21 protein-coding genes and 1 riboswitch are annotated in these 23,006 nt (G+C 73.4%); of the genes, 15 read left to right on the forward strand and 6 right to left on the reverse strand.

The genetic code is table 11. The annotated features are described in order from the left end of the window. Positions 1 to 101 precede the first annotated feature (101 nt). Genes FHX31_RS12675 through FHX31_RS12715 form a run of 9 tightly spaced genes read left to right on the forward strand, consistent with a single transcriptional unit; the run spans position 102 to position 9,650 of the window. Complete coding sequence (locus FHX31_RS12675; RefSeq protein ID WP_184976245.1) at positions 102 to 608, forward strand: beta-ketoacyl synthase chain length factor; 507 nt, start codon at positions 102 to 104, stop codon at positions 606 to 608. Beyond that, positions 605 to 2,224, forward strand: coding sequence for a class I adenylate-forming enzyme family protein (locus tag FHX31_RS12680; protein ID WP_184976247.1), 1,620 nt, complete (start codon positions 605 to 607; stop codon positions 2,222 to 2,224). Before FHX31_RS12675 ends, FHX31_RS12680 begins: the two co-directional genes overlap by 4 nt. After that, positions 2,221 to 3,483 carry a beta-ketoacyl-[acyl-carrier-protein] synthase family protein gene (locus tag FHX31_RS12685; protein WP_184976249.1) on the forward strand — a complete coding sequence of 421 codons (1,263 nt, stop codon included), beginning with the start codon at positions 2,221 to 2,223 and terminating at the stop codon, positions 3,481 to 3,483. The genes FHX31_RS12680 and FHX31_RS12685 overlap by 4 nt, the downstream gene beginning before the upstream one ends. A 60-nt stretch (positions 3,484 to 3,543) precedes the next feature. Then, positions 3,544 to 4,644, forward strand: coding sequence for a 4-hydroxyphenylpyruvate dioxygenase (hppD, locus tag FHX31_RS12690; RefSeq protein WP_184976251.1), 1,101 nt, complete (start codon positions 3,544 to 3,546; stop codon positions 4,642 to 4,644). Further along, positions 4,641 to 5,564, forward strand: a complete 924-nt coding sequence (locus tag FHX31_RS12695; RefSeq protein WP_013286632.1) for a phytanoyl-CoA dioxygenase family protein — start codon at positions 4,641 to 4,643, stop codon at positions 5,562 to 5,564. The genes hppD and FHX31_RS12695 overlap by 4 nt, the downstream gene beginning before the upstream one ends. Before the next feature lie 2 nt (positions 5,565 to 5,566). Further along, the gene (locus FHX31_RS12700; RefSeq protein WP_013286631.1) at positions 5,567 to 6,364 is read left to right on the forward strand and encodes a DUF3050 domain-containing protein; all 798 of its coding nucleotides are present in this window, start codon (positions 5,567 to 5,569) and stop codon (positions 6,362 to 6,364) included. Continuing rightward, positions 6,361 to 7,332 (forward strand): thiamine pyrophosphate-dependent dehydrogenase E1 component subunit alpha, encoded by a 972-nt coding sequence (locus FHX31_RS12705; RefSeq protein WP_030268687.1) that lies wholly within the window; start codon positions 6,361 to 6,363, stop codon positions 7,330 to 7,332. Before FHX31_RS12700 ends, FHX31_RS12705 begins: the two co-directional genes overlap by 4 nt. Further along, positions 7,332 to 8,297 (forward strand): alpha-ketoacid dehydrogenase subunit beta, encoded by a 966-nt coding sequence (locus tag FHX31_RS12710; RefSeq protein WP_030268688.1) that lies wholly within the window; start codon positions 7,332 to 7,334, stop codon positions 8,295 to 8,297. Before FHX31_RS12705 ends, FHX31_RS12710 begins: the two co-directional genes overlap by 1 nt. Positions 8,298 to 8,300: 3 nt before the next feature. Beyond that, positions 8,301 to 9,650: an ATP-grasp domain-containing protein gene (locus tag FHX31_RS12715; protein ID WP_184976253.1), complete on the forward strand. Its 1,350-nt coding sequence runs from the start codon at positions 8,301 to 8,303 to the stop codon at positions 9,648 to 9,650. Positions 9,651 to 10,243: 593 nt separating this feature from the next. On the opposite strand, the gene FHX31_RS12720 is transcribed toward FHX31_RS12715, so the two are convergent. From FHX31_RS12720 to FHX31_RS12740, 5 genes are read right to left on the reverse strand one after another with little or no spacing between them, the layout of a single operon-like run. Next, entirely contained in the window at positions 10,244 to 10,924 is a 681-nt protein-coding gene (locus tag FHX31_RS12720) for an SGNH/GDSL hydrolase family protein (RefSeq protein WP_184976255.1), read from the reverse strand. A gap of 41 nt (positions 10,925 to 10,965) precedes the next feature. Then, complete coding sequence (locus FHX31_RS12725; RefSeq protein WP_091327395.1) at positions 10,966 to 11,598, reverse strand: HAD family hydrolase; 633 nt, start codon at positions 11,596 to 11,598, stop codon at positions 10,966 to 10,968. Then, positions 11,595 to 11,987 carry an MmcQ/YjbR family DNA-binding protein gene (locus FHX31_RS12730; protein ID WP_184976257.1) on the reverse strand — a complete coding sequence of 131 codons (393 nt, stop codon included), beginning with the start codon at positions 11,985 to 11,987 and terminating at the stop codon, positions 11,595 to 11,597. Before FHX31_RS12730 ends, FHX31_RS12725 begins: the two co-directional genes overlap by 4 nt. A 50-nt stretch (positions 11,988 to 12,037) precedes the next feature. Continuing rightward, the gene (locus tag FHX31_RS12735; RefSeq protein WP_030272595.1) at positions 12,038 to 13,258 is read right to left on the reverse strand and encodes an MFS transporter; all 1,221 of its coding nucleotides are present in this window, start codon (positions 13,256 to 13,258) and stop codon (positions 12,038 to 12,040) included. After that, a complete protein-coding gene (locus FHX31_RS12740) occupies positions 13,255 to 14,817 on the reverse strand; it encodes an AMP-binding protein (protein ID WP_184976259.1) in 1,563 nt (520 codons plus the stop codon). The genes FHX31_RS12735 and FHX31_RS12740 overlap by 4 nt, the downstream gene beginning before the upstream one ends. 285 nt (positions 14,818 to 15,102) lie before the next feature. On the opposite strand from FHX31_RS12740, the gene FHX31_RS12745 reads away from it, so the two are divergent. The 6 genes from FHX31_RS12745 (at position 15,103) to FHX31_RS12770 (ending at position 21,394) form a co-directional block, all read left to right on the forward strand. Then, positions 15,103 to 16,413, forward strand: coding sequence for an SGNH/GDSL hydrolase family protein (locus tag FHX31_RS12745; RefSeq protein WP_013286622.1), 1,311 nt, complete (start codon positions 15,103 to 15,105; stop codon positions 16,411 to 16,413). 66 nt (positions 16,414 to 16,479) lie between these two features. Then, the gene (locus FHX31_RS12750; protein WP_091327398.1) at positions 16,480 to 17,703 is read left to right on the forward strand and encodes a cytochrome P450; all 1,224 of its coding nucleotides are present in this window, start codon (positions 16,480 to 16,482) and stop codon (positions 17,701 to 17,703) included. After that, positions 17,700 to 18,674 (forward strand): alpha/beta hydrolase, encoded by a 975-nt coding sequence (locus FHX31_RS12755; RefSeq protein WP_013286620.1) that lies wholly within the window; start codon positions 17,700 to 17,702, stop codon positions 18,672 to 18,674. The genes FHX31_RS12750 and FHX31_RS12755 overlap by 4 nt, the downstream gene beginning before the upstream one ends. Continuing rightward, the gene (locus FHX31_RS12760; protein ID WP_184976261.1) at positions 18,667 to 19,770 is read left to right on the forward strand and encodes an alpha-hydroxy acid oxidase; all 1,104 of its coding nucleotides are present in this window, start codon (positions 18,667 to 18,669) and stop codon (positions 19,768 to 19,770) included. Before FHX31_RS12755 ends, FHX31_RS12760 begins: the two co-directional genes overlap by 8 nt. Position 19,771: 1 nt before the next feature. Further along, positions 19,772 to 21,115 (forward strand): aminotransferase-like domain-containing protein, encoded by a 1,344-nt coding sequence (locus FHX31_RS12765; protein ID WP_184976263.1) that lies wholly within the window; start codon positions 19,772 to 19,774, stop codon positions 21,113 to 21,115. Positions 21,116 to 21,142: 27 nt separating this feature from the next. Continuing rightward, the gene (locus FHX31_RS12770) at positions 21,143 to 21,394 is read left to right on the forward strand and encodes a hypothetical protein (protein WP_013286617.1); all 252 of its coding nucleotides are present in this window, start codon (positions 21,143 to 21,145) and stop codon (positions 21,392 to 21,394) included. Between the two features lie 66 nt (positions 21,395 to 21,460). Here the strand turns inward: FHX31_RS12770 and FHX31_RS12775 are convergent, their stop codons facing one another. Then, positions 21,461 to 22,897 (reverse strand): glycine hydroxymethyltransferase, encoded by a 1,437-nt coding sequence (locus tag FHX31_RS12775; protein ID WP_013286616.1) that lies wholly within the window; start codon positions 22,895 to 22,897, stop codon positions 21,461 to 21,463. 18 nt (positions 22,898 to 22,915) lie between these two features. Further along, positions 22,916 to 23,005: riboswitch (ZMP/ZTP riboswitch) on the reverse strand. Between the last annotated feature and the right edge of the window lies 1 nt (position 23,006).

Raw genomic sequence — 23,006 nt, forward strand, 5'->3', positions numbered from 1 at the left:
CCCACCCCGACCTCCCGCGATCTTGCACTCACGGCCCCGGCGAACCGGGCACAACGCCCGCGCCCGGGGCACCAACCGCAAGATCGCGCGACGGTGGCGTCGTGGTGCTCGCGGAGGCGCGGTGGCCCGAGGACGGGGACGGGGACGGGGGCGCGGGGCCGGCCGGGGTGCCGGGGTTCGTGCACTCGCCGTTCGCGCCGCTGGTGGCCGCGGTGGCGCAGCGCTGCCTCGCGCGGCGGTACCCCGACGGGCCGCTGCCGCCGGGCAACCGGACGGCCGTGGTGCTGGTCAGCGCGGGCGGGGACACCGCCGGGGCGGCGCACGTACGCGCCACTGTGGCCGCGGGCGGGCGGATCGGGCCGCTGTTCTTCTTCCAGTCGGTGCCGAACAGCGTGGCCGGGCACGTCGCGGCGCGCTGGGGACTGGACGGGCCGGTGGTGTGCCTGAGCCCGACCGGCGACGCGCGGGCCGAGGGTGAGGCCGAGGCGGACCTGCTGCTGTACGACGGCGACGCCGCACAGGCGTTGCTGATCCTGATCGAACTGGCACCGGACGGTACGCCGGGCGAGGCGACCGCGGTGCTGCTGGGGGAGGGAACACGTCAATGAGGACGAAGGGACTACGCGGCGCGCTCGCGGCCGACGCCGAGCTGGGCGCGGGCAACGTGCTCGCCCGGGTGCTGGCCCACGGCGCCGACCCGGACGGGCCGGGGCTCACGTTCGACACCGAGATCGACGGCCACCCGGCCGAGACCCCGCTGACCCTGGGCCGGCTCGACCGGATGGTCGCCGCCCGGGCGGCGTGGCTGCACGAACGCGGGGTGAAACCCCGCGACCCGGTCGCGGTCTGGGCCGGCACCGCCGCCGACATGGTGCTGTCGTTCCTGGCGCTGACCCGCCTCGGCGCCATCCCGGCGCTGATGAACGGCAGGCTGCGTCCCGAGATCGCCGCCGAGTACATCCGCCGGCTGCGCGCCGCCGGGGTGCTCGCCGACGCCGCGCACGCCGAGGCGCTGGCCGGGCACGACCTGGGCGCGCCGATGCTCGGCGAGCCCGCGCAGGCCGGCACCGGCGACCCCGACACGGCACCCGCACACTACCGGCACCACCCGGACGACCCGATCGTGATCACCCACACCTCCGGCACCACGGGCGTGCCGAAGGCGGTGCTGCACTCGCACGCCAGCCTGTTCGCCGCCACCCGTCACCTGCTGTCCATGCCGCAGGCGCAGGGCACCACACGCATCCTCAACGCGCTGCCGGCCCCGCACACCGCCACAGTGCTCATGGTCAACCAGGCGCTCGGCAACCGGGCGGAGATGTTCCTGCTCTCCGACCAGGGCGGCGAGCGGGTGCTGGACGCGATCCAGCGGTGGCGCCCGGACGGCGTGTTCGGCTTCTCGGTCACCTGGGCCGAGCTGGCCCGCTTCGACCTGTCCGGCTACGACCTGGACTCGGTGCGGCTGTGGTTCAACACCGGCGACTGCTCGCACGAGCCGCACGTACGGCGGCTGGTCGCTGTCGGCTCCCGCGACGTGGTGACGCGCGGCGGCGTGACCCGGGTACCCGGGTCGGTGTTCATCGACGGGCTCGGCTCCAGCGAGATGGGCCACTCGATGTTCCACATCACCCACACCACCGACACCGACCGGTACGGCCGCTGCGTGGGCCGCCCGTACCGGTTCGCCAAGGTCGCCGTGCTCGACGCCGACGGCAACGAGCTGCCGCCCGGGAAGGTCGGCTGGCTCGGCATCGACTCGCCGTCGCTGTTCCGCGGCTACTGGAACGACTCGGTCACCACGTACCGGTTCCGGCTGCGCGGCTGGTACCTCACCGGCGACCTGGTGTACGCCGACGAGGACGGCCGCTACTACCACCTGGACCGGGCGGTCGACTCGGTCGAGGCAGGCGACGGGAAGCGGTTCTTCACCGCGCTGTCCGAGGAACGCATCCTCGCCGCCTGCCCCGACGTCACCGATTGCACTGTGGTGATCGTCAAGGCGGACGACGGCACAGTCACCACCGACGTGCTGCTGGAGCTGGCCGCCGGCGCCGACCCGGAGGCGGACCGCACCGAGCGCATCCGTACCGCACTCGGCCCGGACGTGGCAGCCACGCTGCGCCGGATCGTCCCGGTACGCGCCGACGACATCCCGGTCACCGTCACCGGCAAGGTGCGCAAGGTGGCGCTGCGCGAGCGCTACCTGACCGAGGCGCCGTCGTGACCGCCGTCATCACCGGCATGGGCCTGTTCACCCCGGCCGGGCGCGGCGTGGCGGACACGTTCGACGCGCTGATCACCGGCCGGTCCGGTCTGCGCCGCCCGCCCGAGGGACACCCGGCGGCGGGCAGCCTGGAGGTGGCCGGGGTGCTGCCGGACATCGACCCGCGCAGCGTCGCCTCCGGACCGGAGACGAAGGTGCTCGACCGGGTGGTGCTGCTCGCCCTGATCACCGCCGCCGAGGCGCTCGCCGACGCCGGCATCGAGGTGGGCCGCGACGTCGACCCGGAGCGCATCGCGGTGATCGTCGGCGGCGTCGGCGGCATGTCCACGCTGGAGGGCCAGGTGCTGGCGCGGGCCGCCCGGGGCCGGGCGGCGGTCAGCCCGTACCTGCTCACCGGCATCCTGCCGAACATGCCATCGGCGCGGATCGCCATCGCGCACGGCATCCGCGGCTACAGCTCGTCGGTCGGCACGGCCTGTGCCTCCGGTGCCCAGGCCGTCGCCGACGGGGTACGCCTCATCCGCTCCGGCGAGGCCGACGTGGTGGTGTGCGGGGCGAGCGAGGCGCCGCTGTTCGGCACGTTCGCCGACACGTTCGGCAACGCCCGGGCGCTGGCCCGGGGCTGGGACGAACCCACCGAGGCGAGCCGCCCGTTCGACAAGCGGCGCAACGGTTTCGTGCTCGCCGAGGGCGCGGCGCTGCTGGTGCTGGAGCGCGCCGGGCACGCCGAGGGCCGGGGTGTGCGCGGCTACGCCGAGGTCGCCGGTTTCGGGGCGAACACCGACGCGTACCACCCGACCGCGCCGCGGCCGGACGGCGCCGGAGCGGCGGCGTGCATGCGCCGCGCGCTGGCGGCCGGCGGGGTCGGGCCTGCCGACGTCGGGTACGTCAACGCGCACGGCACCGGCACCAAGCTCGGTGACGTCGCCGAGACGACCGCGCTGGCCGAGGTGTTCGGCACCGGCGGTGTGCCGGTCAGCTCCACCAAGGCGCTCACCGGGCACCTGCTCGGCGCGTCAGGGGTGCTGGAGGCCGCGGCCACCGCGCTGGCGCTCGACAGTGGCCTGCTGCCACCCACCTACCACCTGGACGACCCGGACCCGGAGTGCGAGGCGGACCACGTCCGCGCCGTGCCCCGGCCCACCCGGGCCGGCCACGCGCTGACGAACTCGTTCGGGTTCGGCGGCCAGAACGTCAGTCTGCTCCTGCGCCGGCTCTCCGGGCCGGCCCGCCGGGCCGCCACCCCGGCCGCGGGCTGACCGGACTCCAGTCCCGGGCGTCCGTCCGGGTCGCGATCACGGGGGGAACAGGGGAAGCCCATGACCATCAACGGGATAGATCATCTCGAACTGTACGTGGGGGACGCCCGGCAGGCGGCCTTCTACTTCGACAACGCGGTCGGTTTCCGGCTGTGCGGGCAGGGCGGTCCGGAGACCGGGCTGGACGGGCAGCGCTCCCTGCTGCTGGCCCAGGCCGGCATCCGGCTGCTGCTGACCACCGGACTGTCCGCCGAGCACCCGGCTGCCACGTACGTGCACCGGCACGGCGACGGCATCGCCGTGGTGGCGCTCGCCGTGGACGACGCCGCCGGGGCGTACGCCGAGCTGGTGGACCGCGGGGCGACGGCGCTGAGCCCGCCGCGCACCTTCACCGGCGCGGACGCCGAGGTGGTGGTGGCCGAGGTCGGCGGCTTCGGCGACGTGGTGCACCGCCTCGTCGAGCGGCGCGGCGGCCCGGGCGTGTTCCTGCCCGGCGCGATCGAGCCGGTGACCGCGCCCGACGGCACGGACACGCTGCTCGCCGAGGTGGACCACCTGGCGATCTGCGTGCCGCCGGGGCAGCTCGACGAGACCGTCGCGCACTACGAGAAGGTGTTCGGCTTCGCCGACATCTTCACCGAGCACATCGAGGTCGCCGGCCAGGCGATGAACTCCAAGGTGGTGCAGAGCCCGTCCGGGACTGTCACCTTCGTGCTGCTGGAGCCGGACACCGGCGCCCGGCCGGGGCAGATCGAGGACTTCCTGCGCTGGCATGCCGGGGCCGGGGTGCAGCACCTGGGCCTGCGCACCGACGACATCGTCACCGCCGTGGGCGCGCTCGCCGGGCGCGGGGTGCGGTTCGCCAGCACGCCCGGCGCCTACTACGACGGGCTGGAGCAGCGGGTCGGCCGGCTGGACGCGCCGGTGGACCGGCTGCGCGAGCTGAGCATCCTGGTCGACTCCGACCACGACGGGCAACTGCTGCAGATCTTCACCGAGTCGATGCACGTGCGCCGCACGCTCTTCCTCGAACTCATCGAGCGGCGCGGGGCGCGCACCTTCGGCAGCGGCAACATCAAGGCGCTCTACGAAGCGAAGGAACGCGAGCTGGCCGCGGCGGGGGCGACCCCCGGCGTCGCGGCCGGAGGGGCTGGGGCATGACCACCATCGATCCCGGGCTGACCGCCGAGGAGGAGGCGCTGCTTCCCTCCGACGAGGACGTCCGGCACTACGCCGAGCACGGCTGGTACCTGTCGAAGAAGCTGCTCACCGACGACGAGGTGGACGAACTCGTCGCCGCCACCGACAGCTACTACGCCGGGGACCGTGACCGCCGCCTGCCGGTACGCCCGCCGAAGCTGGCCTACTGGGAGCCCTCGAAGGGTGACGTGCAGCGGCACAACGACTACGTCCACCACGAGCACGACGGCATCGCCCGCATCCTGCGCAAGCCGCTGATCGGTGCGGTCGCCGCCCGGCTGGCCCGCGCCGCCGAGATCCGGATCTTCCAGTCCACGCTGATCTGGAAGCCGCCGATCGCCGGTGAGCCGTCGAACATCGTGCCCTGGCACTTCGACAAGCACTACTGGGCGTCCTCGTCGTCGGAGAACATGCTCACCGCGTTCATCCCGTTCCACGACTGTGGTGAGGAGATGGGCACCATCACCATGGTCGACGGCTCCCACCGCTGGCGGGAGATCGGCGCCGACGACACGGTGGTGCGGCACTTCGCCGACCGGGACCGCGACCAGCTCGAGGTGATGCTCGCCGAGAACGCGGCGTACAACGGCGCCGAAATCCGCAAGATCCCCATGGTGATCCCCAAGGGACACATGAGTTTCCACCACTGCCGCACCTACCACGGCAGCGGTGCGAACGTCAGCGGCCGGCCCCGCCGGGCCGTCTCGCTGCACCTGCAGGACGGCGACAACGCCTGGCGGGAGTATCCGCTCTCCGACGGCACCCTCGCCGCGTACAACCACGACGTGCTGGTCCGCCGCACCCACGAGGGCCGGCCGGACTACGCGGACCCCGATTACTGCCCGGTCATCTGGCGCGACCGCGCCCAGCAGGGAGGCTGACAATGTCACGGTACGACTGGGGTAAGACGCACCCGGGCATCGAGCGGCTGGAGCGGGCGGTGACCGAGCGCCGCGACGTGGTGGTCAAGCACCCCCTCTACGCCAACCTCGACACCCACGACGCGCTCGTCACGTTCATGGAGCACCACGTCTTCGCCGTCTGGGACTTCATGTCCCTGCTGAAGTCGTTGCAGCGGCAGCTCACCTGCGTCACGGTGCCGTGGATCCCGACCGGCCCGACCGGCAGCCGCCGCCTCATCAACGACATCGTCATGGTCGAGGAGAGCGACGAGCTGGGCGACGGCTACATCAGCCACTTCGAGCTGTACGTGCAGGGCATGACCGAGGCCGGCGCCGACACCACAGCCGTGAACAAGCTCGTCGACCTGCTGCGCGACGGCACCCCGGTCACCGAGGCACTCGGCGCCGCCGGCGTCCCCGCGGCGTCCGCCGCGTTCGCCGGCACCACCTGGCGCATCATCGAGACCACCCCTGTGCACTGCCAGGCCGCGGCGTTCGCGTTCGGCCGCGAGGACCTCATCCCCGAGATGTTCACCCAGGTCGTCGCCGTCAACGAGCGCAGCAACAGGCTCAACAAGTTCGTCGACTACCTGGAGCGGCACATCGAGGTCGACGGCGAGCAGCACACCCCGATGGCCATGCAGATGCTGGCCGACCTGTGCGGCGACGACGACACCAAGTGGCAGGAGTGCGCCGACACGGTGAACGCCGCGCTCGCCGCCCGCGCCCGCCTCTGGGACGACATCCTCGCCGCCGTCAAGGAGGGCCGTCCGGCGTGACCGGCTCCGACCCGCTCCGGCTCTACCGGACGGTCCGGCTGATCCGCCGATTCGAGGAACGCGCGATCGAGCTGGTCCGCGCCGGGGAGATCGTCGGCGGCATCCACCCGTACCTCGGTCAGGAGGGGATCGCCGCCGGCGTCTGCGCGGCGCTGGACCGCGAGGACCTGGTCACCGGCACCCACCGCGGGCACGGGCACGTGCTCGCAAAGGGTGCCGACCCGGCCCGGATGCTGGCCGAACTGTGCGGCCGGGTCACCGGGCTCAACCGGGGCCGGGGCGGGTCGATGCACGCCGCCGACTTCGGCGTCGGCGTACTCGGCGCCAACGCCATCGTCGGGGCCGCCGGGGCGATCCTCACCGGAGCGGTGTGGGAGCGCCGGCGGCGTGGCGCCGACATCGTCGGCGCCACCTTCTTCGGCGACGGCGCGGTCAACGAGGGCATGCTCCTGGAGGCGTTCAACCTGGCCGCGCTCTGGCGGATACCGGTGCTGTTCGTCTGCGAGAACAACGGCTACGCCACCACCATGCCGGTCGACGGCGCGGTCGCCGGCACCATCGCCGGGCGGGCCGCCGCGTTCGGCATGCCGGCGGCCACCGTCGACGGGCAGGACCCCGAGGCGGTACGCGAGGTCACCGCCGCCGCCGTCGCGCGGATGCGCGCCGGCGGCGGACCCGAGCTGGTCGAGGCCCGCACCTACCGCTTCGACGCCCACCACACCTTCGAACATCAGGTACGCCTCGACTACCGGCCGCCGGAGGAGGTGGCCGAGGGCCGGTCCCGCGATCCGGTGGACATCGCCGGAGCACGGCTCGACCCGGCGGTGCGGGCCGAGGTGGACGCCGCCGTCGAGGCGGAACTGGATGCCGCCGTCGACTTCGCGCTCGCCGGGCCGCACCCCGACCCGGCGACCGCCCTGGACCACCTGTACGCCAGCGGGCTCACCGCCCGGACCGGAGGTGGCTGATGCCCCGGCTCTCCTACCGCAGGGCGCTCACCCGGGCGCTCGCCGACGAGATGACCCGCGACGATTCGGTCGTGGTGCTCGGCGAGGACATCCGGGTGGCCGCCGCGAACGTCACCACCGGCCTGCTGAAGAAGTTCGGCCCGGAACGGGTCCGCGACACCCCCCTGTCCGAGCAGGCGTTCACCAGCTTCGCCACCGGCGCGGCGCTGGCCGGGGCCCGCCCGGTGGTGGAGTTCCAGATCCCGTCGCTGTTGTTCCTGGTCTTCGAGCAGATCGTCAACCACGCGCACAAGTTCCCGCTCATGACCGGCGGCCAGTGCGCGGTGCCGGTCACCTACGTGGTGCCCGGCTCCGGCTCCCGCACCGGCTGGGCCGGGCAGCACTCCGACCACCCGTACGCGTTGTTCGCCCACGTCGGGGTGACCACAGTCGTACCGGCCACCCCGGCCGACGCGTACGGGCTGCTGGTCTCCGCGATCCGCTGCGACGACCCGGTGGTGGTCTTCGCCCCGGCGGGCGCCCTGGACCTGCGCGCCGACGTCACCGACCTGGTGCCCGTGCCGCTGGGCCGGGGGATCGTCCGCCGCGCCGGCACCGACGTGACAGTGGTGGCGGTCGGGCACCTGGTGCACGACGCGCTCGCCGTCGCCGAGGAACTCGCCGGCCAGGCGTCGGTGGAGGTCTTCGACCCCCGCACGCTCTACCCGTTCGACTGGGACGGGCTGGTCGAGTCGGTGAGCCGCACCGGGCGGCTGGTGGTCGTCGACGACGGCAACCGCTCCTGCGGCATCGCCGGGGAGATCATCGCCACGGTGGTCGAGCGGGTCCGGCTGGCCGCGCCACCCCGCCGGGTCACCCGCCCCGACGGCGCGGTGCTGCCCTTCGCGCCCGCCCTGGACCGGGCCGTGCAGCCCGGCCGCGACCAGCTCACCGCCGCCATCCAACTGACCCTCAAGGACGGATGAACGATGGACCCGAACTACACGTGGCCGCCGCTCGGCCAGGCGTGGACCGACCTGCCCGAGTCCACCCGTACCGCGATGGTGACCACCGGCGCCGTGGCCTGGGAGAAGATCTTCCACGGCCGGGCCACGTACAACAAGCAGTGGCGGCTGGCCCGCCCGCCCGTGTTCACCGCCGACGCGTTCCGCGAGCTGAACCAGGTCTGCGACCGCATCGCCCAGCTCATCCTGGAGGCCTGCCGGCGCCGCGCCCGCACCGCCGGTGAGCTGCGCCTGCTGCTCGACGTGCCGGACGGCGAGACCCGGCTGCTCGACCCGGACGAGGAACTGCACGAGGGGCTGCTCGCCGCGTACCGGCCGGACGTGCTGTTCTCCGGCGGCGTGCCGTGCATCGTCGAGTACAACATCGACAGCAGCCTCGGCGGCGGCTTCGACGCCGACACCGTGATCCAGCGGTACGCCGAGCTGTACCGTACCCATGACCTGCTCGACGGCACCCGGCCCGCGCCGTCCCTGCTGGACCAGCGGTTCGTGGCCATCCGGGACACGCTCGGCCTGCCCGACGGTGCCCGGGTGGCGCTGCTGATGGACTTCGACGCCGACTACCCGGGGCTGGACGACCCGGAGACGTTCATCCGGATCCTGTCCCCGCTGATCGACCAGGCCCGCCCGTTCGGCATCGACCTGGTCATCGCCCCGGTCGCCACCGCCACCCTGGACGGGCAGAACCGGCTGGTCGTCGACGGCGCCCCGGTGGACGCCCTGTTCCGGCTGTTCGTGCCCAACCGGGTCACCCCCAGCGCCGGGCTGGACGCGGTGGCCGGTGCGCTCGCCGCCGGCACGCTGCCGATGTTCGTCAGCAGCGCCGCCTGGCTGCTCAGCAACAAGCTGAACTACGCCTGGCTCTGGGACGACCTGGACCTGCTGCCGGAGGACGACCGGACGCTGATCCGCCGGTACGTGCCGCACACCGTGGCGCTCACCGCCGACCAGCTCGACCGGGCGCTCGCCGAACAGGCCGACCTGGTCGCCAAGCCGGCCGGCGGATCAGCCGGGCACGGCGTGCTGATCGGCCGGGAGATGACAGCTGTGGCGTGGGCGGACGGGGTACGCGCTGCGATCGCGGAGGGCGGCAACATCCTTCAGCGCTACCACGAGGCGGACCGGGTGGCGATGGACTTCGTGCAGATCGAGACCGGTGAGACGGTCACCGCCGACGTCCCGTACAGCCTCGCCCCGTACCTGTTCGACCGCACAGGTTCAGGCGCGCTGGCGCGGGTGGGCTACCCGGGGTGCGACGAGGTCCTCAACCTGGCGAGAGGCGTCCTCCTGACCGGCATCCTGCTGACGGACTGACCCGCTCCATCCCCGTCCACCCCCGTCCACCCCCGTTCCCCCTCACTCCCAGCGTTGATCAAGGAGTTCGGGTCCTCACGGGGGCGCGTCAGCGACCCAAACTCCTTGGTCAACAAGGTGGATCCGGGGTCGGCGCTTGACCCTCGCCCCCTGACCCCGCTGATCATGAAGTTGACGGGAACAAATCGGACGCTCAGCGCCGCCAACTTCATGATCGGCGGATTGGGTTGGGCCGGGCCGGGGTCGGCCGCCCGTCCGGCCTCTTCGTCTCGTCTTCCGCCTCTCCGGTCCGCCCCGGCGCGTTGATCAAGGAGTTTGTGTCCTCACGAGTAGGTGCCAGCGACCCAAACTCCTTGGTCAACAAGGTGGATCCGGCCCGCAGGTCGGCCCTCGGCCCTCTGATCCCGCTGATCATGAAGTTAGCGGCGACAAAACGGACGCAGAGTGCGGTCAACTTCATGATCGTCGGGGCGGGGCGGGGCGGGGCGGGGCGGGGCGGGGCGGGGCGGGGCGGGGCGGGGCGGGGCGGGGCAGGGCAGGGCAGGGCAGGGCAGGGCGGGGCAGGGTAGGGCGCGGAGCCGGGGGAGGGTGGGTCAGGGGTGGGGGAGGTGGGTGGAGAGGACCTTCAGGGTTTCGGCGGTGGCTACCGCGTCGCTGCGGGCGCTGCCGTGGCGGCCGTCGCTGCTGTACAGCGACGGGTCGGCCACCAGCGGGTGGTCGGTCAGGTGGACGTGCAGTGTGCCCAGGCACTCGGCCATGGCCCGGGTGTGCCGGGACAGCCGGCGCATCCGCTCGCCCAGGCCCGCGCGCAGCGCGTCCGGCACCGCCGGGCTGTGCGACACGTCGAACATGCCCACGGTGATGACGTCCGCGCCCGCCTCCCGTAGCGCGGTGATCATGGCGGTCAGCTCGGCGTCGACAGCGTCCGGGTCGTAGGCGGACCGGAACGCGTCGTTGCCGCCGCACACCACCAGGGCCAGGTCCGGCTCGAAGGCCAGCGCGCCGGCCAGTTGGGTGGCCCGGACCTCGTGCGCGCGCAGTCCGCGCCGGCCCAGGTTCAGGTAGGCCAGCTCCGGCCGGATCGCGCGCAGCTCGGCGGCGATCCGGTCGGCCCACTGGAGGTCGGGGTAGCCGTCGGCGGGTTCGCACAGTCCTTCCGCGACGCTGTCACCCAGCACCACGAACCGCCGCCACGGGTGCCCGCGCAGCAGGTCGGCGGCCTCTCCCGGACGCAGGCACCACGGGTCGGTCGCCTCGGTCAACGTCGATGGCATGCCCGGCAGGCTAGCCGAGCGTCCCACGCCGGGAAAGAGGCTCAGCCCAGCAGGGCCAGCAGCTCCCCGGGCCGGCTCAGGCTGAGGTCGGCGGGCTCGTCGGGGTCGTACTGGTGACCCCACGCGGCGGCGACCGCGACCGCGCCGCTGCGCCGGGCGGCGCGTACGTCCAGTGGTGAGTCACCCACGTACGCGGCGCGGCCGGGTGGCACGCCGAGCCGACGGCAGGCCGCCTCCACGCCGTCGGGCGCCGGTTTGGGGCGGTCGACCTGGTCCCCGCCGAGGACGACCTCGAAGTGACCGAGCAGGCCCGCCCGGTCGAGCAGGATCTCGGCGGCCCGGTGGCTCGCGCCGGTGAACACGCCGACCGGCACCCGGGCGGCGATCTCGGCGAGCGCGTCGGCGACGCCGGGGTAGACGCGTACCCGGCCGGCGAGCGCATCCAGCTCGGTGTGGTAGCGGTCCAGGTCCTCGCCGGAGGCGGGCCGCCGCAGCAGGTGCGCCAGCAGGTCCGCCGGGGAGCCGATCGAGTAGCCGGCGATGACCTCGGCGTCGGTGTACGACGGCCCGCCTCCGGCCCGCACCGCCGCCCGGTACGCCGCGGGCACCACCGCGTGCGACTCGACGAGCGTGCCGTCCATGTCGAACACGATCGCGTCCACCGGGCCGGTCACGCTTTCTCCGCCCGGTGCGCCGTGGCGAGCCGCTTCGGGGCGCGCGCGTACCACGCCTCGGTGACCAGCTCGGTCAGCTCGTCCACGTCGATCCGGTCGAGCCGGACCAGCACCGCCGGGTATCCGTCGAAGTGCGGCGTGGTGAAGTAGACGTCCGGGTCGTCGGCGATCAGCGCCTCCTTGGCGCCCAGGTCGGGCACCCGCGCGCCGAGAATCGGGCCGTCCGGCGCGGCGTCGCCGAGCGCATCGAGTTCGCCGCGCCGCAGCGGCCGCTCCCAGACGAACGACTTGTCGCGGACCCGCCAGGCGGGCGCCTCGTCGTACGTGGGTCGCTCGGTGGTCTCGGGCAGGCCCAGCGCGATGCGCCGCACGTCTTCCCAGGTCGCCATGGCCCCGACCCTACCGCCGACCCCCGACACCGCGGCCCGGACCGGCGGGCTCAGACCGGCGTGGGCGCGGCAGGTTCCGCGGCCGGGCGCCGGGACGCGCGGCCCAGCAGCAGTGGCCCCACGGTCAGCACCAGGCAGACCACCGACATCACCAGCAGCGCCGGGGTCAGGTCGAGCAGCGCCACCGACCAGCCGCCGAGCAGCGCGCCGACGGGCAGGCCGAGGAACGCCACCGATCCGGAGATGCCCAGCACCCGGGTCTGCAGCTCGCCCGGCACCCGCTGGTAGAGCGCGGCGCCGAGCAGCGGGTTCACCGCCGCGATGCCGATGCCGGACAGGAACGTCACCACGAGCACCACGACCAGATCGTCGCTGAGCGCCAGCGCGAGCAGCCGGGGTGCGCCGCTGAGCGTCAGCCCGAGCGCGAACGTCGTCCCGGCCGGCAGCCGGGTGCCGAACATCGTGAACAGCAGGTTGCCCAGCAGCGCGCCGGCCGAGAAGACGCCCAGCAGCAGACCGAATCCGGCCGGGTCGCCGAGCACCTGGTTGACCCAGAGCGGGATCCAGACCGCGACGCTGGCGTTGGCGAACATGTTCGACACCGAGACCACGATCAGCATGGTCATCAGCGTCCGGTCGGTGCGCAGGTACGCGAAGCCGCCGCGCAGCGCCCGCAGGTACGGCTCCCGGGGCGCCGGTTGCGCCGGTGCGGGCGGCCGGACCAGCACGCCGATCAGCAGCGCGCAGACCGCGAACGTGGCCGCGTCGATCCAGATGGCCCGGGTCAGCCCGACCCAGTCGATGAGCAGCCCGCCGAGCACCGCGCCGAACAAGGTCATGCCCCGGGCCAGGCCGTCGTAGGCGCTGGTGAGCCGGATCAGCGGCACCCCGGCCCGCTCGGCCGCCGGTTTGAACAGCACGTGCTTGACCCGGTCGCCGATGCCGCGCAGCCCGCCGGCGATCGCCACCAGCACCAGCAGCGTGCCGAACCCGAGCCAGGGCGCCAGCGCCACCACGGCCATCGCGACGGCGCTCGCGGCGTCCACGAACACCGAGGTACGGCGTACCCCGAACCGGTCCGCCCACGGGGTCGCGAGCGCGCTGGAGAGCATGTACGGAAGCGTCTCCGCCGCCGCGACGAGCCCCATCTTGGTGGGACTGCCGGTGGTCTCCAGCACGAGCCAGGGGATGGCGACCACCGAGATCCGGGTGCCGAGGTTGGACAGCAGGTCGGCGCCGACCAGGGTGTACAACTCCCGGCGCGGGTTCACGCCGGACTGCCGATCGGGTCGGCACCGGCCGGGTGGGCCGCCGCGTACCGGGCCCGCAAGGCGCGCTTGTCCACCTTCGCGGACCGGTTCAGCGGCAGCGCGTCGACGAACTCGACGGCGCCGGGCGCCCACGTCTCGCTCAGTTCCCGGACCACGAGCGCGATCAGCTCCTCTCCGGTCACCGACGCGCCCGGCGCGGGCACCACGTACGCGTGCGGCAGCTCCCCGGCCACCGGGTCCGGTACGCCGATCACGGCGGCGGCGCGTACCTCGGGGTGGCCGGCGAGCACGTCCTCGATCGGGCGGGAGTAGATCGGCCAGCTGCGCTGCCGGGTGAGGATCCGGTCCTGTAACCGGTCGACCAGGTAGAGGTAGCCGTCGGCGTCGAGGTGCCCGATGTCGCGGGTGCGGACCCAGCCGTCGACGAGCGTCTCGGCGGTCAGCTCCGGCTGACCGTGGTAGCCGGCGAAGCTCAGCTTGGTGCGCACCCACACCTCGCCGTCCTCGCCGGCCGGCAGCACCCGCCCGCCCGCGTCGCGGATCTCCACCGACACGTCGCCGTACGGGCGGCCGCAGGAACGCAGCCGCTCCGGGTGCTCCGGGTCCTCGGTGAGCCCCGGCAGCGCGCAGATGACCACCGCCTCGCTGAGCCCGTACACGATGCGCAGGCACGGGCCGAAGCGGGCGATGGCCTGGCGCAGCCGGGCCGGCGCGGCGGGCCCGGCGCCCACGTTGAACATGAACATCGCGGAGAAGTCGGCGCCCGGCAGGTCGGGGTGGTCGAGCACCTCGTAGAGCATCGGCGGGGTGACGAACGTGGAGGTCAGCCGTTCGGCGTCCACTGTGGCGACGAACGCGGCCGGGTCCCATTGTTCGCGCAGGAACAGCACCCCGCCGGTGAACAGGTTGATCAACGTGGTGATCTGGCCGCTGGCCAGCCACATCGGGGAGTGCGACAGGTGCCGCAGCAGCGGGATCCCGGCGCCCCGGAAGTCGGCGGCCAGTGCGAGCACCTGCCGGTAGAAGCTCTCCCGGTGGTGCACCAGCTTCGGCGTGCCGGTGGTGCCGCTGGTCTGCAGGATCGACTCCGGCGCCGGTACCTCGGCGGGCAGCTCCGCGGCCGGCCCGGCGGCCCCGGCGGTCAGGTCCGGTCCGGCGCCGCCGGGTCCGAGGCAGAGCACCGGTACGCCGGACAGGCCCGCCGCGACCTCCACCGCCTGCGCGTCACGCGGGTCGTGGACGAACGCCTCCGGCGCGGACAGCGCGACGAACTCGTCGACCTCCCGCCGCGAGGTCACCGGGGCCACCCACATGCTCCGGCAGCCCAGCAGGTGCAGGGCCAGTTGCAGCAGCGGACCCTCGACCGTGTTGCCGAGCATCACCAGCACCGCCGCGCCGGGGCGTACCCCGTGGTGGCGCAGCGCGGCGGCCAGGCCGCGCACCTGCGCGGCGACCTGGGGGTAGGTGAGGCGGCGTCCGCCGCCGACGAGCGCCTCCCGGTCGCCGAACCCGGCGAACAGCTCCAGCGCCTCGTGCACATAGTTCGGCCGGTCGGTCATCGGGCAGCCCCCATCATGGTCCGCGAGCGGCGTCCGGCCAGGTCAGGGCCGGGACATGACGGCAGGTGCCAGGGTCGGCGACCGCACCGCCGCCAGCCCCGAGCCTAGGCAGCCGCGGTCCACGCCGGACAGAGCCGATCGTCGCTGCGTCACGCCCCCCGGGCATTTGATCATGTCGATCAGGTTGATTGACGCTCGTCACGGCCGGAAGCTAGTTTCCGGTCCATCGCCCGGGCCGGTGCCGCCGACCGCGTCACGCCCGGGGCTGCCGACCATGGAGGATCGATGCCGACCCCGAAGAGATGGCACGTCATAGCTTCCGCCGTAACGCTGCTGATCGCCGCCACCCCGGCGGTCACCGCGAGCGCCGGCCCGACCGGGAACGACCGCGCCGGGCACGGGCGCGCCGAGTGGGCCGGAACCTGGGCCGCGGCGGTGACCCGCGGGAACACCGTGGGCCTGACCGAGACCGGCCTGAACAACCAGAGCATTCGGATGACAGTGCAGACCTCGGTGGGCGGGCCGCGCCTGCGGGTGCGGCTGACCAACCTCTACGGCCAGCAGGCCGTCCAGGTCGGCAGCGCCACCATCGCCCGGCCGAACACCGCCACCCCCGATGACCTGTCCGACATCGTCCCGGCCAGCATCCGGCAGCTGACGTTCTCCGGCGCCGGCACGGCGACCATCAACAAGGGCGCCGAACTGCTCAGCGACCCGGTCAACTTCCCGGTGACCGAGCAGGAGGACCTGGTGGTCACCCTGTACTTCCCGGTGCTCACCGGGCCGGTCACGTTCCACGGTCAGTCCAAGGTCACCAACTTCATCGGCGCCACCGACCTCACCTCGGCGGCCGACGGCACCGGCTTCACCATCCGGCCCAACTGCTGCTGGATGTTCCTGTCCGGCATTGACGTGGAGCGCAAGGCCACGCCCGGCTCCGTGGTGGTGCTGGGTGACTCCATCAGCGACGGCAACGGCAGCACCGTCAACGCCGACCGCCGCTGGCCGGACTTCCTGGCCAAGCGGCTGATCGACGCCCGCCCGGAGCCGCGTACCCCGGGTGTGCTCAACCTCAGCCTGGCCGGCAACCGGCTCAACCACGAGGGCACCGAGCCCGGCGCGGGCGGTTTCCCCGGCTACTACGAGCTGGGCCCGAACGCGCTGGCCCGGCTCAACGAGGACGTGTTCCCGCAGACCGGGGTGCGGACCGTCATCACCCACCTGGGCATCAACGACATCTGGATGAACGGCGACAGCCCGGAGGCGATCATCGCCACGCTGCGCCAGCTCAACCAGCAGGTCAAGGCGCGCGGCCTGACCAGCATCGCCGGCACGCTCATGCCGTACGAGGGCAATGGCGGGCCGGGCGTGTGGACCCCGGAGAAGGACGCCACCCGGCAGGCCGTCAACACCTGGCTGCGCGGGCCCGGCCGCGCCGAGTTCGACGGCGTCGTCGACTTCGACGCGGTGATGCGGGATCCGGCCCAGCCGAGCCGGCTGCTGCCGGCGTACGACTCGGGTGACCACATCCACCCGAACGACACGGGCGCCGCGGTGATGGCGAACGCCGTACCACTGAAGCTGCTCGGACTGTGACACCGGGCGGGGGCGGCGGTCGACACGACGCCGCCCCCGCCGCCGTTTCCTGGGGAGGAAGAGACAGTGGACGTCAGCGAGATCCTGACCGGCCTCTACAGCGAGCAGGGCCGGCAGAACCCGTATCCCTTCTACGCGGCCCTGCACGAGCACGGGCCGATCAACGCCGTTCCGGCCCGGGCCGAGCACAGCACCGTGAGCGCGGTGGCCGGCGGGTACGACGTGGTGGACCAGATCCTGCGTGATCCCGGCTGGTACAAGGGCTTCCCGCCCGGCTGGGAGGAGCAGGAGATCCTGCGTACGTTCCTCACGTCGATGATGTTCGTCAACCCGCCGGACCACACCCGGATGCGCGCGGTGTTCGCCAGGACGTTCACCCCGCGCCGCCTCGGCGCGCTGGAGCCGGTGATCGAGCGGATCGTCGCCGAACGCCTGGATCACATGGCCGAGGTGGGCGCGGACGGCCACGAGGTGGACTTCGTGGCCGACTTCGCGTACCCGGTCCCGGCGCTGGTGATGGCCGAGTTCATCGGCCTGCCCGCGGTGGACCTGTCCTGGTACCGGCAGCGGGTCGACTGGATCGACGAGTACATGGACGTGTCCGGCAAGACGCCGGAGCGGCTGGCCCGGGCCAACCAGGCCGCCGAGGAGTTGCGCGTCTTCTACCGGGACCTGATCGCCCACCGGCGCCGTACGCCCGGCCACGACCTGATCAGCGGGCTGGCGGAGGTGCTCGACGCGGGCGGCGTCGACCTCACCGAGGATGAGTTGATCAGCAATCTGATCGTGCTGTTCAACGCCAGCTTCGTCACCACCGTCTACATGTTCAGCAACGGCCTTCCACTGCTGCTGGAGCACCCGGACGTCACCGCCGCGCTGCCCGGCGACGACGCGCTCGCCCGGGGCTGCGTGGAGGAGGTGCTGCGGATGGAGAGCCCGGTGCACTTCCTGGCCCGCTCCGCGCCCGCAGGCGTCGACCTCGGCGGGGTGCCGATCGACCGCGACGACAACGTGCTGCTGCTGATCGCCGCCGCCAACCGTGACCCGGCCCGGTTCCCCGACCCGGACCGCTTCGACCCGCGCCGCGACGGCCCGCCGTCGCTGGCCTTCGGCGTCGGGCTGCACTTCTGTCTCGGCTCGGCGGTGTCCCGGCTGGAGGGCCGGCTGGCGCTGCCGCGCCTGTTCGCGCGCTTCCCCCGGCTCGCCGTCACCCAGCCCTACACGTACAGCGGGAGCCTGTTCCTGCGCGGTATCGACAAACTCTTCGTCACCACCGGGGAGGCCGGATGACACTCGATCCGCAGGTGGTCGCGTGGCGGGCCGCGAGGGCCGCCGCCGGCACCGTGCCGCTCTACACCCAGACCCTCGCCGAGGCCCGCGCCGCCGACCTCGCCGCGATCCGCGCCGGCTCCGGCGCGGTCGAGCCGGTCGCGGAGGTACGCGACACGACGGTGCCCGGCCCGGCCGGGCCGCTGCCGGTGCGGATCCACCGGCCGGACGGCGACGGACCGCTGCCCACGCTCGTCTACTTCTTCGGCGGCGGCTGGACGCTCGGCAGCGTCGACACGGCCGACGGGATCTGCCGTCGGCTGGTCAACCTCACCGGCGCCCAGACCGTGACCGTCGGCTACCGGCTCGCCCCGGAGCACCCGTTCCCGGCGGCGGTGGAGGACTGCCATGCCGCGTTGCGGCACCTCGCCGCGCACGCCGCCGAGTTCCGCGTCGACGCCGACCGGCTGGCTGTCGGCGGGGACAGCGCGGGCGGGAACCTGGCCGCCGCGGTGACGCTGCTGGCCCGCGCCGACGGCGGTCCCCGGCTCGCCGCCCAGTTGCTCGTCTACCCGAACACCGACCAGCGGCCCGGGCACCGGCCGGCCGACGACGAGGACCCGATGCTGTTCAACAGGCACTCGGTCGGCTGGTACCGCGGCCACTACCTCGCCGACCCCGGCGACGCGGCCCACCCGCTCGCGTCGCCGCTGCTCGCCGAGGACCTGTCCGGCCTGCCCCCGGCGTTCGTGATCACCGCCGGGCACGATCCGCTGCGTGACGAGGGCCTGCGGTACGCGTCTCGGCTGCGCGAGTCCGGTGTGCCCACCGAGACGGACGACCACCCGGGCATGGTGCACGGGTTCTTCGCCATGCCCGGCGTGTTCGACGCCGGCCGGCTGGCCCAGGAACGCGCCGCCGCCTTCCTGCGCCGCGCGTTCGGGCTCGACCCGGCGCACGCCCGGGCGGCGACGGGTGCCGACCATGGCTGACCCGGCGGACGGGTTCGTGCCACCGGCCAGCCTGGCCGAGTTCGCCGCGCTCGCCCGGGCGGTCCTGCCGGCCGACGTGTGGGACTTCGTCGACGGCGGCAGCGGCACCGAGACCGCCCTTGCGGCGAACCGGGCCGCGCTGGACCGGGTGGCGGTGCTGCCCCGGATGCTGGCCGGGGTGGACGACCCGTCCACCGAGGCGACGCTGCCCGGCGGCCGGGCCGCGTTGCCGGTGGCTGTCGCACCGATGGCGTACCAGCGGCTGCTGCACCCCGACGGCGAGCCGGCGCTCGCGGCGGCGGCCCGCGCGGCGGGCGTGCCGTACGTGGCCAGCACGCTGGCGAGCACCCCGATCGAGGAGATCGCGGCGACCGGTGCGACGGTGTGGTTCCAGCTCTACTGGCTGCGCGACCGGGCGCTGGTGGCCGACCTGCTCGACCGGGCGGAGGCGGCCGGCTGCGCGGCGGTGATGGTGACTGTGGACGTGCCGGTGCTGGGGCGGCGCCTGCGCGACGCCCGCAACGGCTTCGCGCTGCCGCCGCACGTCACCGCCGCGAACCTGCCCGGCGGCCGGGACGACCTGGCGCATCAGGGCACGCCCGGCGTCTCGGCGGTGGCCGTGCACACCGGCGCGGTCTTCGCCCCGGCGTTGAGCTGGGCGGACCTGGAGTGGCTGCGCGCGCGTACCCGGGTGCCCTTGCTCGTCAAGGGCATCCTGGACCCGCGCGACGCGGTCCGCGCGGCGGACGCCGGCGTCGACGCCGTGGTGGTCTCCAACCACGGCGGACGGCAGCTCGACGCCGCCCCGGCCAGCGCGGCCGTGCTGCCGGAGGTGGTCGCGGCGATCGACCAGCGGTGCGCGGTGCTGCTGGACAGCGGCGTCCGCGGCGGCGTCGACGTGCTGCGCGCGCTGGCGCTCGGCGCGGACGGCGTGCTGCTCGGACGGCCGCTGCTCTGGGCGCTCGCGGCGGGCGGCCGGGCCGGCGCCGAGGCGGCGCTGGCGCTGCTCGCGGCGGAGTTGCGCGACGCGCTCATCCTCAGCGGCTGCCCCGACCCGGCCTCGGCCCGGCGGCTGCGTACCCGGATCGGAGGCTGACGTGGAACCGGTCGACCTGGCCGTCTCGGCGCTGCACGGCAGCGTCGGCGACCCGGCGCTGAACTCGATGAACTTCCTCAACGAGGTGGCGCAGCACTACCCGGACGCGGTGTCGCTGGCGGCCGGGCGGCCGTACGAGGAGTTCTTCGACTCCGCGCTGCTGCACACGCACCTGGACCGCTTCCGCCGCCACCTGGCCGAGGAGGTCGGGCTGGACCGGGCCGGCGTGGACCGGACGCTGCTGCAGTACGGGCGCACCAAGGGCATCGTGCACCACCTGATCGCCCGGCACCTCGCCGTGGACGAGGGGCTCACGGTCGACCCGGAGTCGATCGTGGTGACGGTCGGCTGCCAGGAGGCGATGTTCCTGGTGCTGCGCGCGCTGCGGACCGGCCCGGCCGACGTGCTGTTCGCGGTGGCGCCCACGTACGTCGGGCTCACCGGCGCGGCCCGCCTGGTCGACCTGCCGGTGCGCCCGGTGGCCGGCGGGCCGGACGGCGTCGACCTGGCCGACCTGCGCGCCGGGGTGCGCCGGGCCCGCGCGGAGGGGCTGCGGCCCCGCGGCTGCTACGTGATGCCCGACTTCGCCAACCCGTCCGGCGTCAGCATGGACACCGCGCAGCGGCGGCGGCTGCTGGAGCTGGCCGCCGAGGAGGACCTGCTACTGATCGAGGACAACCCGTACGGTCTGTTCCCGGCCGACGGCACCGACCGGCGGCCCACGCTCAAGGCGCTGGACACCGCCCGCCGGGTGGTCTACCTCGGCTCGTTCGCCAAGACCGTGCTGCCCGGCGCCCGGGTCGGCTACGTGGTCGCCGACCAGCGGGTGGGGGAGGCCGACGGCACTGTCGTCCCGTTCGCCGACCACCTCGCGAAGATCAAGAGCATGGTCACTGTGAACACGTCACCGATCAGCCAGGCGGTGATCGGCGGCGCGCTGCTGGCGCACGACTGCTCGCTGGTGGCCGCGAACGTCAGGGAGCGGGCCGCGTACGCCCGCAACCTGCGCCACCTGGTCGACGGCCTGGCCCGGCGCTTCCCGGCCGGCGGCCCGGTCTCGTGGACCGTGCCGGCGGGCGGGTTCTTCGTGGTGGTGAGCGTGCCGTTCGCCGTCGACGACGCGCTGCTGCATCGCTCGGCGCGTGAGTACGGCGTGCTCTGGACCCCGATGGCGCACTTCTACGACGCAGGCACGCCGGTCGATGCGCTGCGGCTGTCGGTGAGCGCCGTCACACCGGAGTCGATCGATCTGGGTCTGGACCGGCTCGCCGCGCTGGTCACGGACACCATGGCCGCCGGAGTGACGCCGGAGTGTCAGGGTTCCGGCACAGTGCGTGTTTCCTGACGCCGTTCCTCTGTTGATAATGGACGAATGGTTGCCTGGGAGTACGCGTTGCTCGTTCGTCGGTATCAGGGTCAGGGTCGCAATTTCCACGTCTCGTTCGTGTGGTACGGCCCGGACGGGTCACGCACCGACGTGACGGCATACGGCGACACCGCGATCGCGCACCTCAACCGGGTCGGCCGGGAAGGCTGGGAACTGGTGTCCGCCGCCGAGGACGTGAACAACGTGCAGGGCAGCACCGAGGTCCACCGCTACCACCTGAAGCGCCCGCTGCGCTGACCCCTGAACCGCCGGCGCCCCGGGAGACTCCTTCTCCCGGGGCGCCGCTTCGTGTCGGTCGGGCGCTCAGCCCAGGTCGACCGCCGGGTAGAGCGGGAACGGCGTGAGCAGGTCGGCGGCCTGCTTGCCGACGGACTCGGCGACGGCCGGGTCCAGCACGTACTTCGCCTTCGACGGTGCGCCGTCCGGGCCGGTGCCGGGCGTGGTCTGGCTGAGCACGGTGTGGATCAGCTCGGCGGTGGCGTCCATCTCGGCGGCGCCGAGGCCCCGGGTGGTCAGCGCCGGGGTGCCGATGCGGATGCCGGAGGTGTACCAGGCGCCGTTCGGGTCCTGCGGCACCGAGTTGCGGTTGGTGACGATGCCCGAGTCCAGCAGCGCCTGCTCGGCCTGCCGGCCGGTGAGGCCGTACCCGGACACGTCGATGAGCACCAGGTGGTTGTCGGTGCCGCCGGTGACCAGCGTCGCGCCCCGGCGCAGCAGACCGTCGGCCAGCGCCTGCGCGTTGTCCACGATCCGCTGGGCGTAGTCGGCGAAGTCGGGGCGGCGTGCCTCGGCCAACGCGACCGCCTTGGCGGCCATCACGTGCGGCAGCGGCCCGCCGAGTACCATCGGGCAGCCCCGGTCGACCTGGTCGGCCAGCTCCGGCCCGCAGAGCACCATGCCGCCGCGCGGGCCGCGCAGCGACTTGTGCGTGGTGGTGGTGACGATGTGCGCGTGCGGCACCGGGTCGAAGTCGCCGGTGAACACCTTGCCGGCGACCAGCCCGGCGAAGTGGGCCATGTCGACCATGAACGTGGCGCCGACCGAGTCGGCGATCTCCCGCATGATCCGGAAGTTGACCTTCCGCGGGTACGCGGAGTAACCGGCGACCAGGATCAGCGGCTTGAACTCGCGGGCCGCCTCGGCCACCCGGTCGTAGTCGATCAGGCCGGTGGCCGGGTCGGTGCCGTAGCTGCGCTGGTCGAACATCTTGCCGGAGATGTTCGGCCGGAAACCGTGGGTGAGGTGCCCACCGGCGTCCAGCGACATGCCCAGCATCCGCTGGTTGCCCAGCTCACGGCGCAGCGCGAACCAGTCGGCCTCGGTGAGGTCGTTGACCTGCCGCGCCTGCGCCTTGCGCAGCGCGGGGGACTCGACCCGGTCGGCGAGGATCGCCCAGAACGCGACCAGGTTGGCGTCGATGCCCGAGTGCGGCTGCACGTACGCGTGGGACGCGCCGAACAGCTCCCGGGCGTGCTCGGCGGCGAGCGCCTCGACGGTGTCGACGTTCTGGCAGCCGGCGTAGAACCGGCGCCCGACAGTGCCCTCGGCGTACTTGTCGCTGAACCAGTTGCCCATCGCCAGCAGCGTCGCCGGGGAGGCGTAGTTCTCGCTGGCGATGAGCTTGAGCGACTCGCGCTGGTCGGCCAGTTCCGCGGCGATGGCGTCGGCCACGCGCGGCTCGACGCCGCGGACGACCTCCAGCGCGCTGCGGAAGGCGGTGGACTCGGCGTTGCGCGACATGCGACCTCCAGGTGACGTGCGGAAGGCCCAGGCGCTCGGCATGCGTCCTCATGACGAGGCCGCTCCCCGATGGTGCTCCATCTCCACGCGCCAGTCACGGCCTGTGCCG

Source organism: Micromonospora sp. CNZ286 (assembly GCF_014207755.1).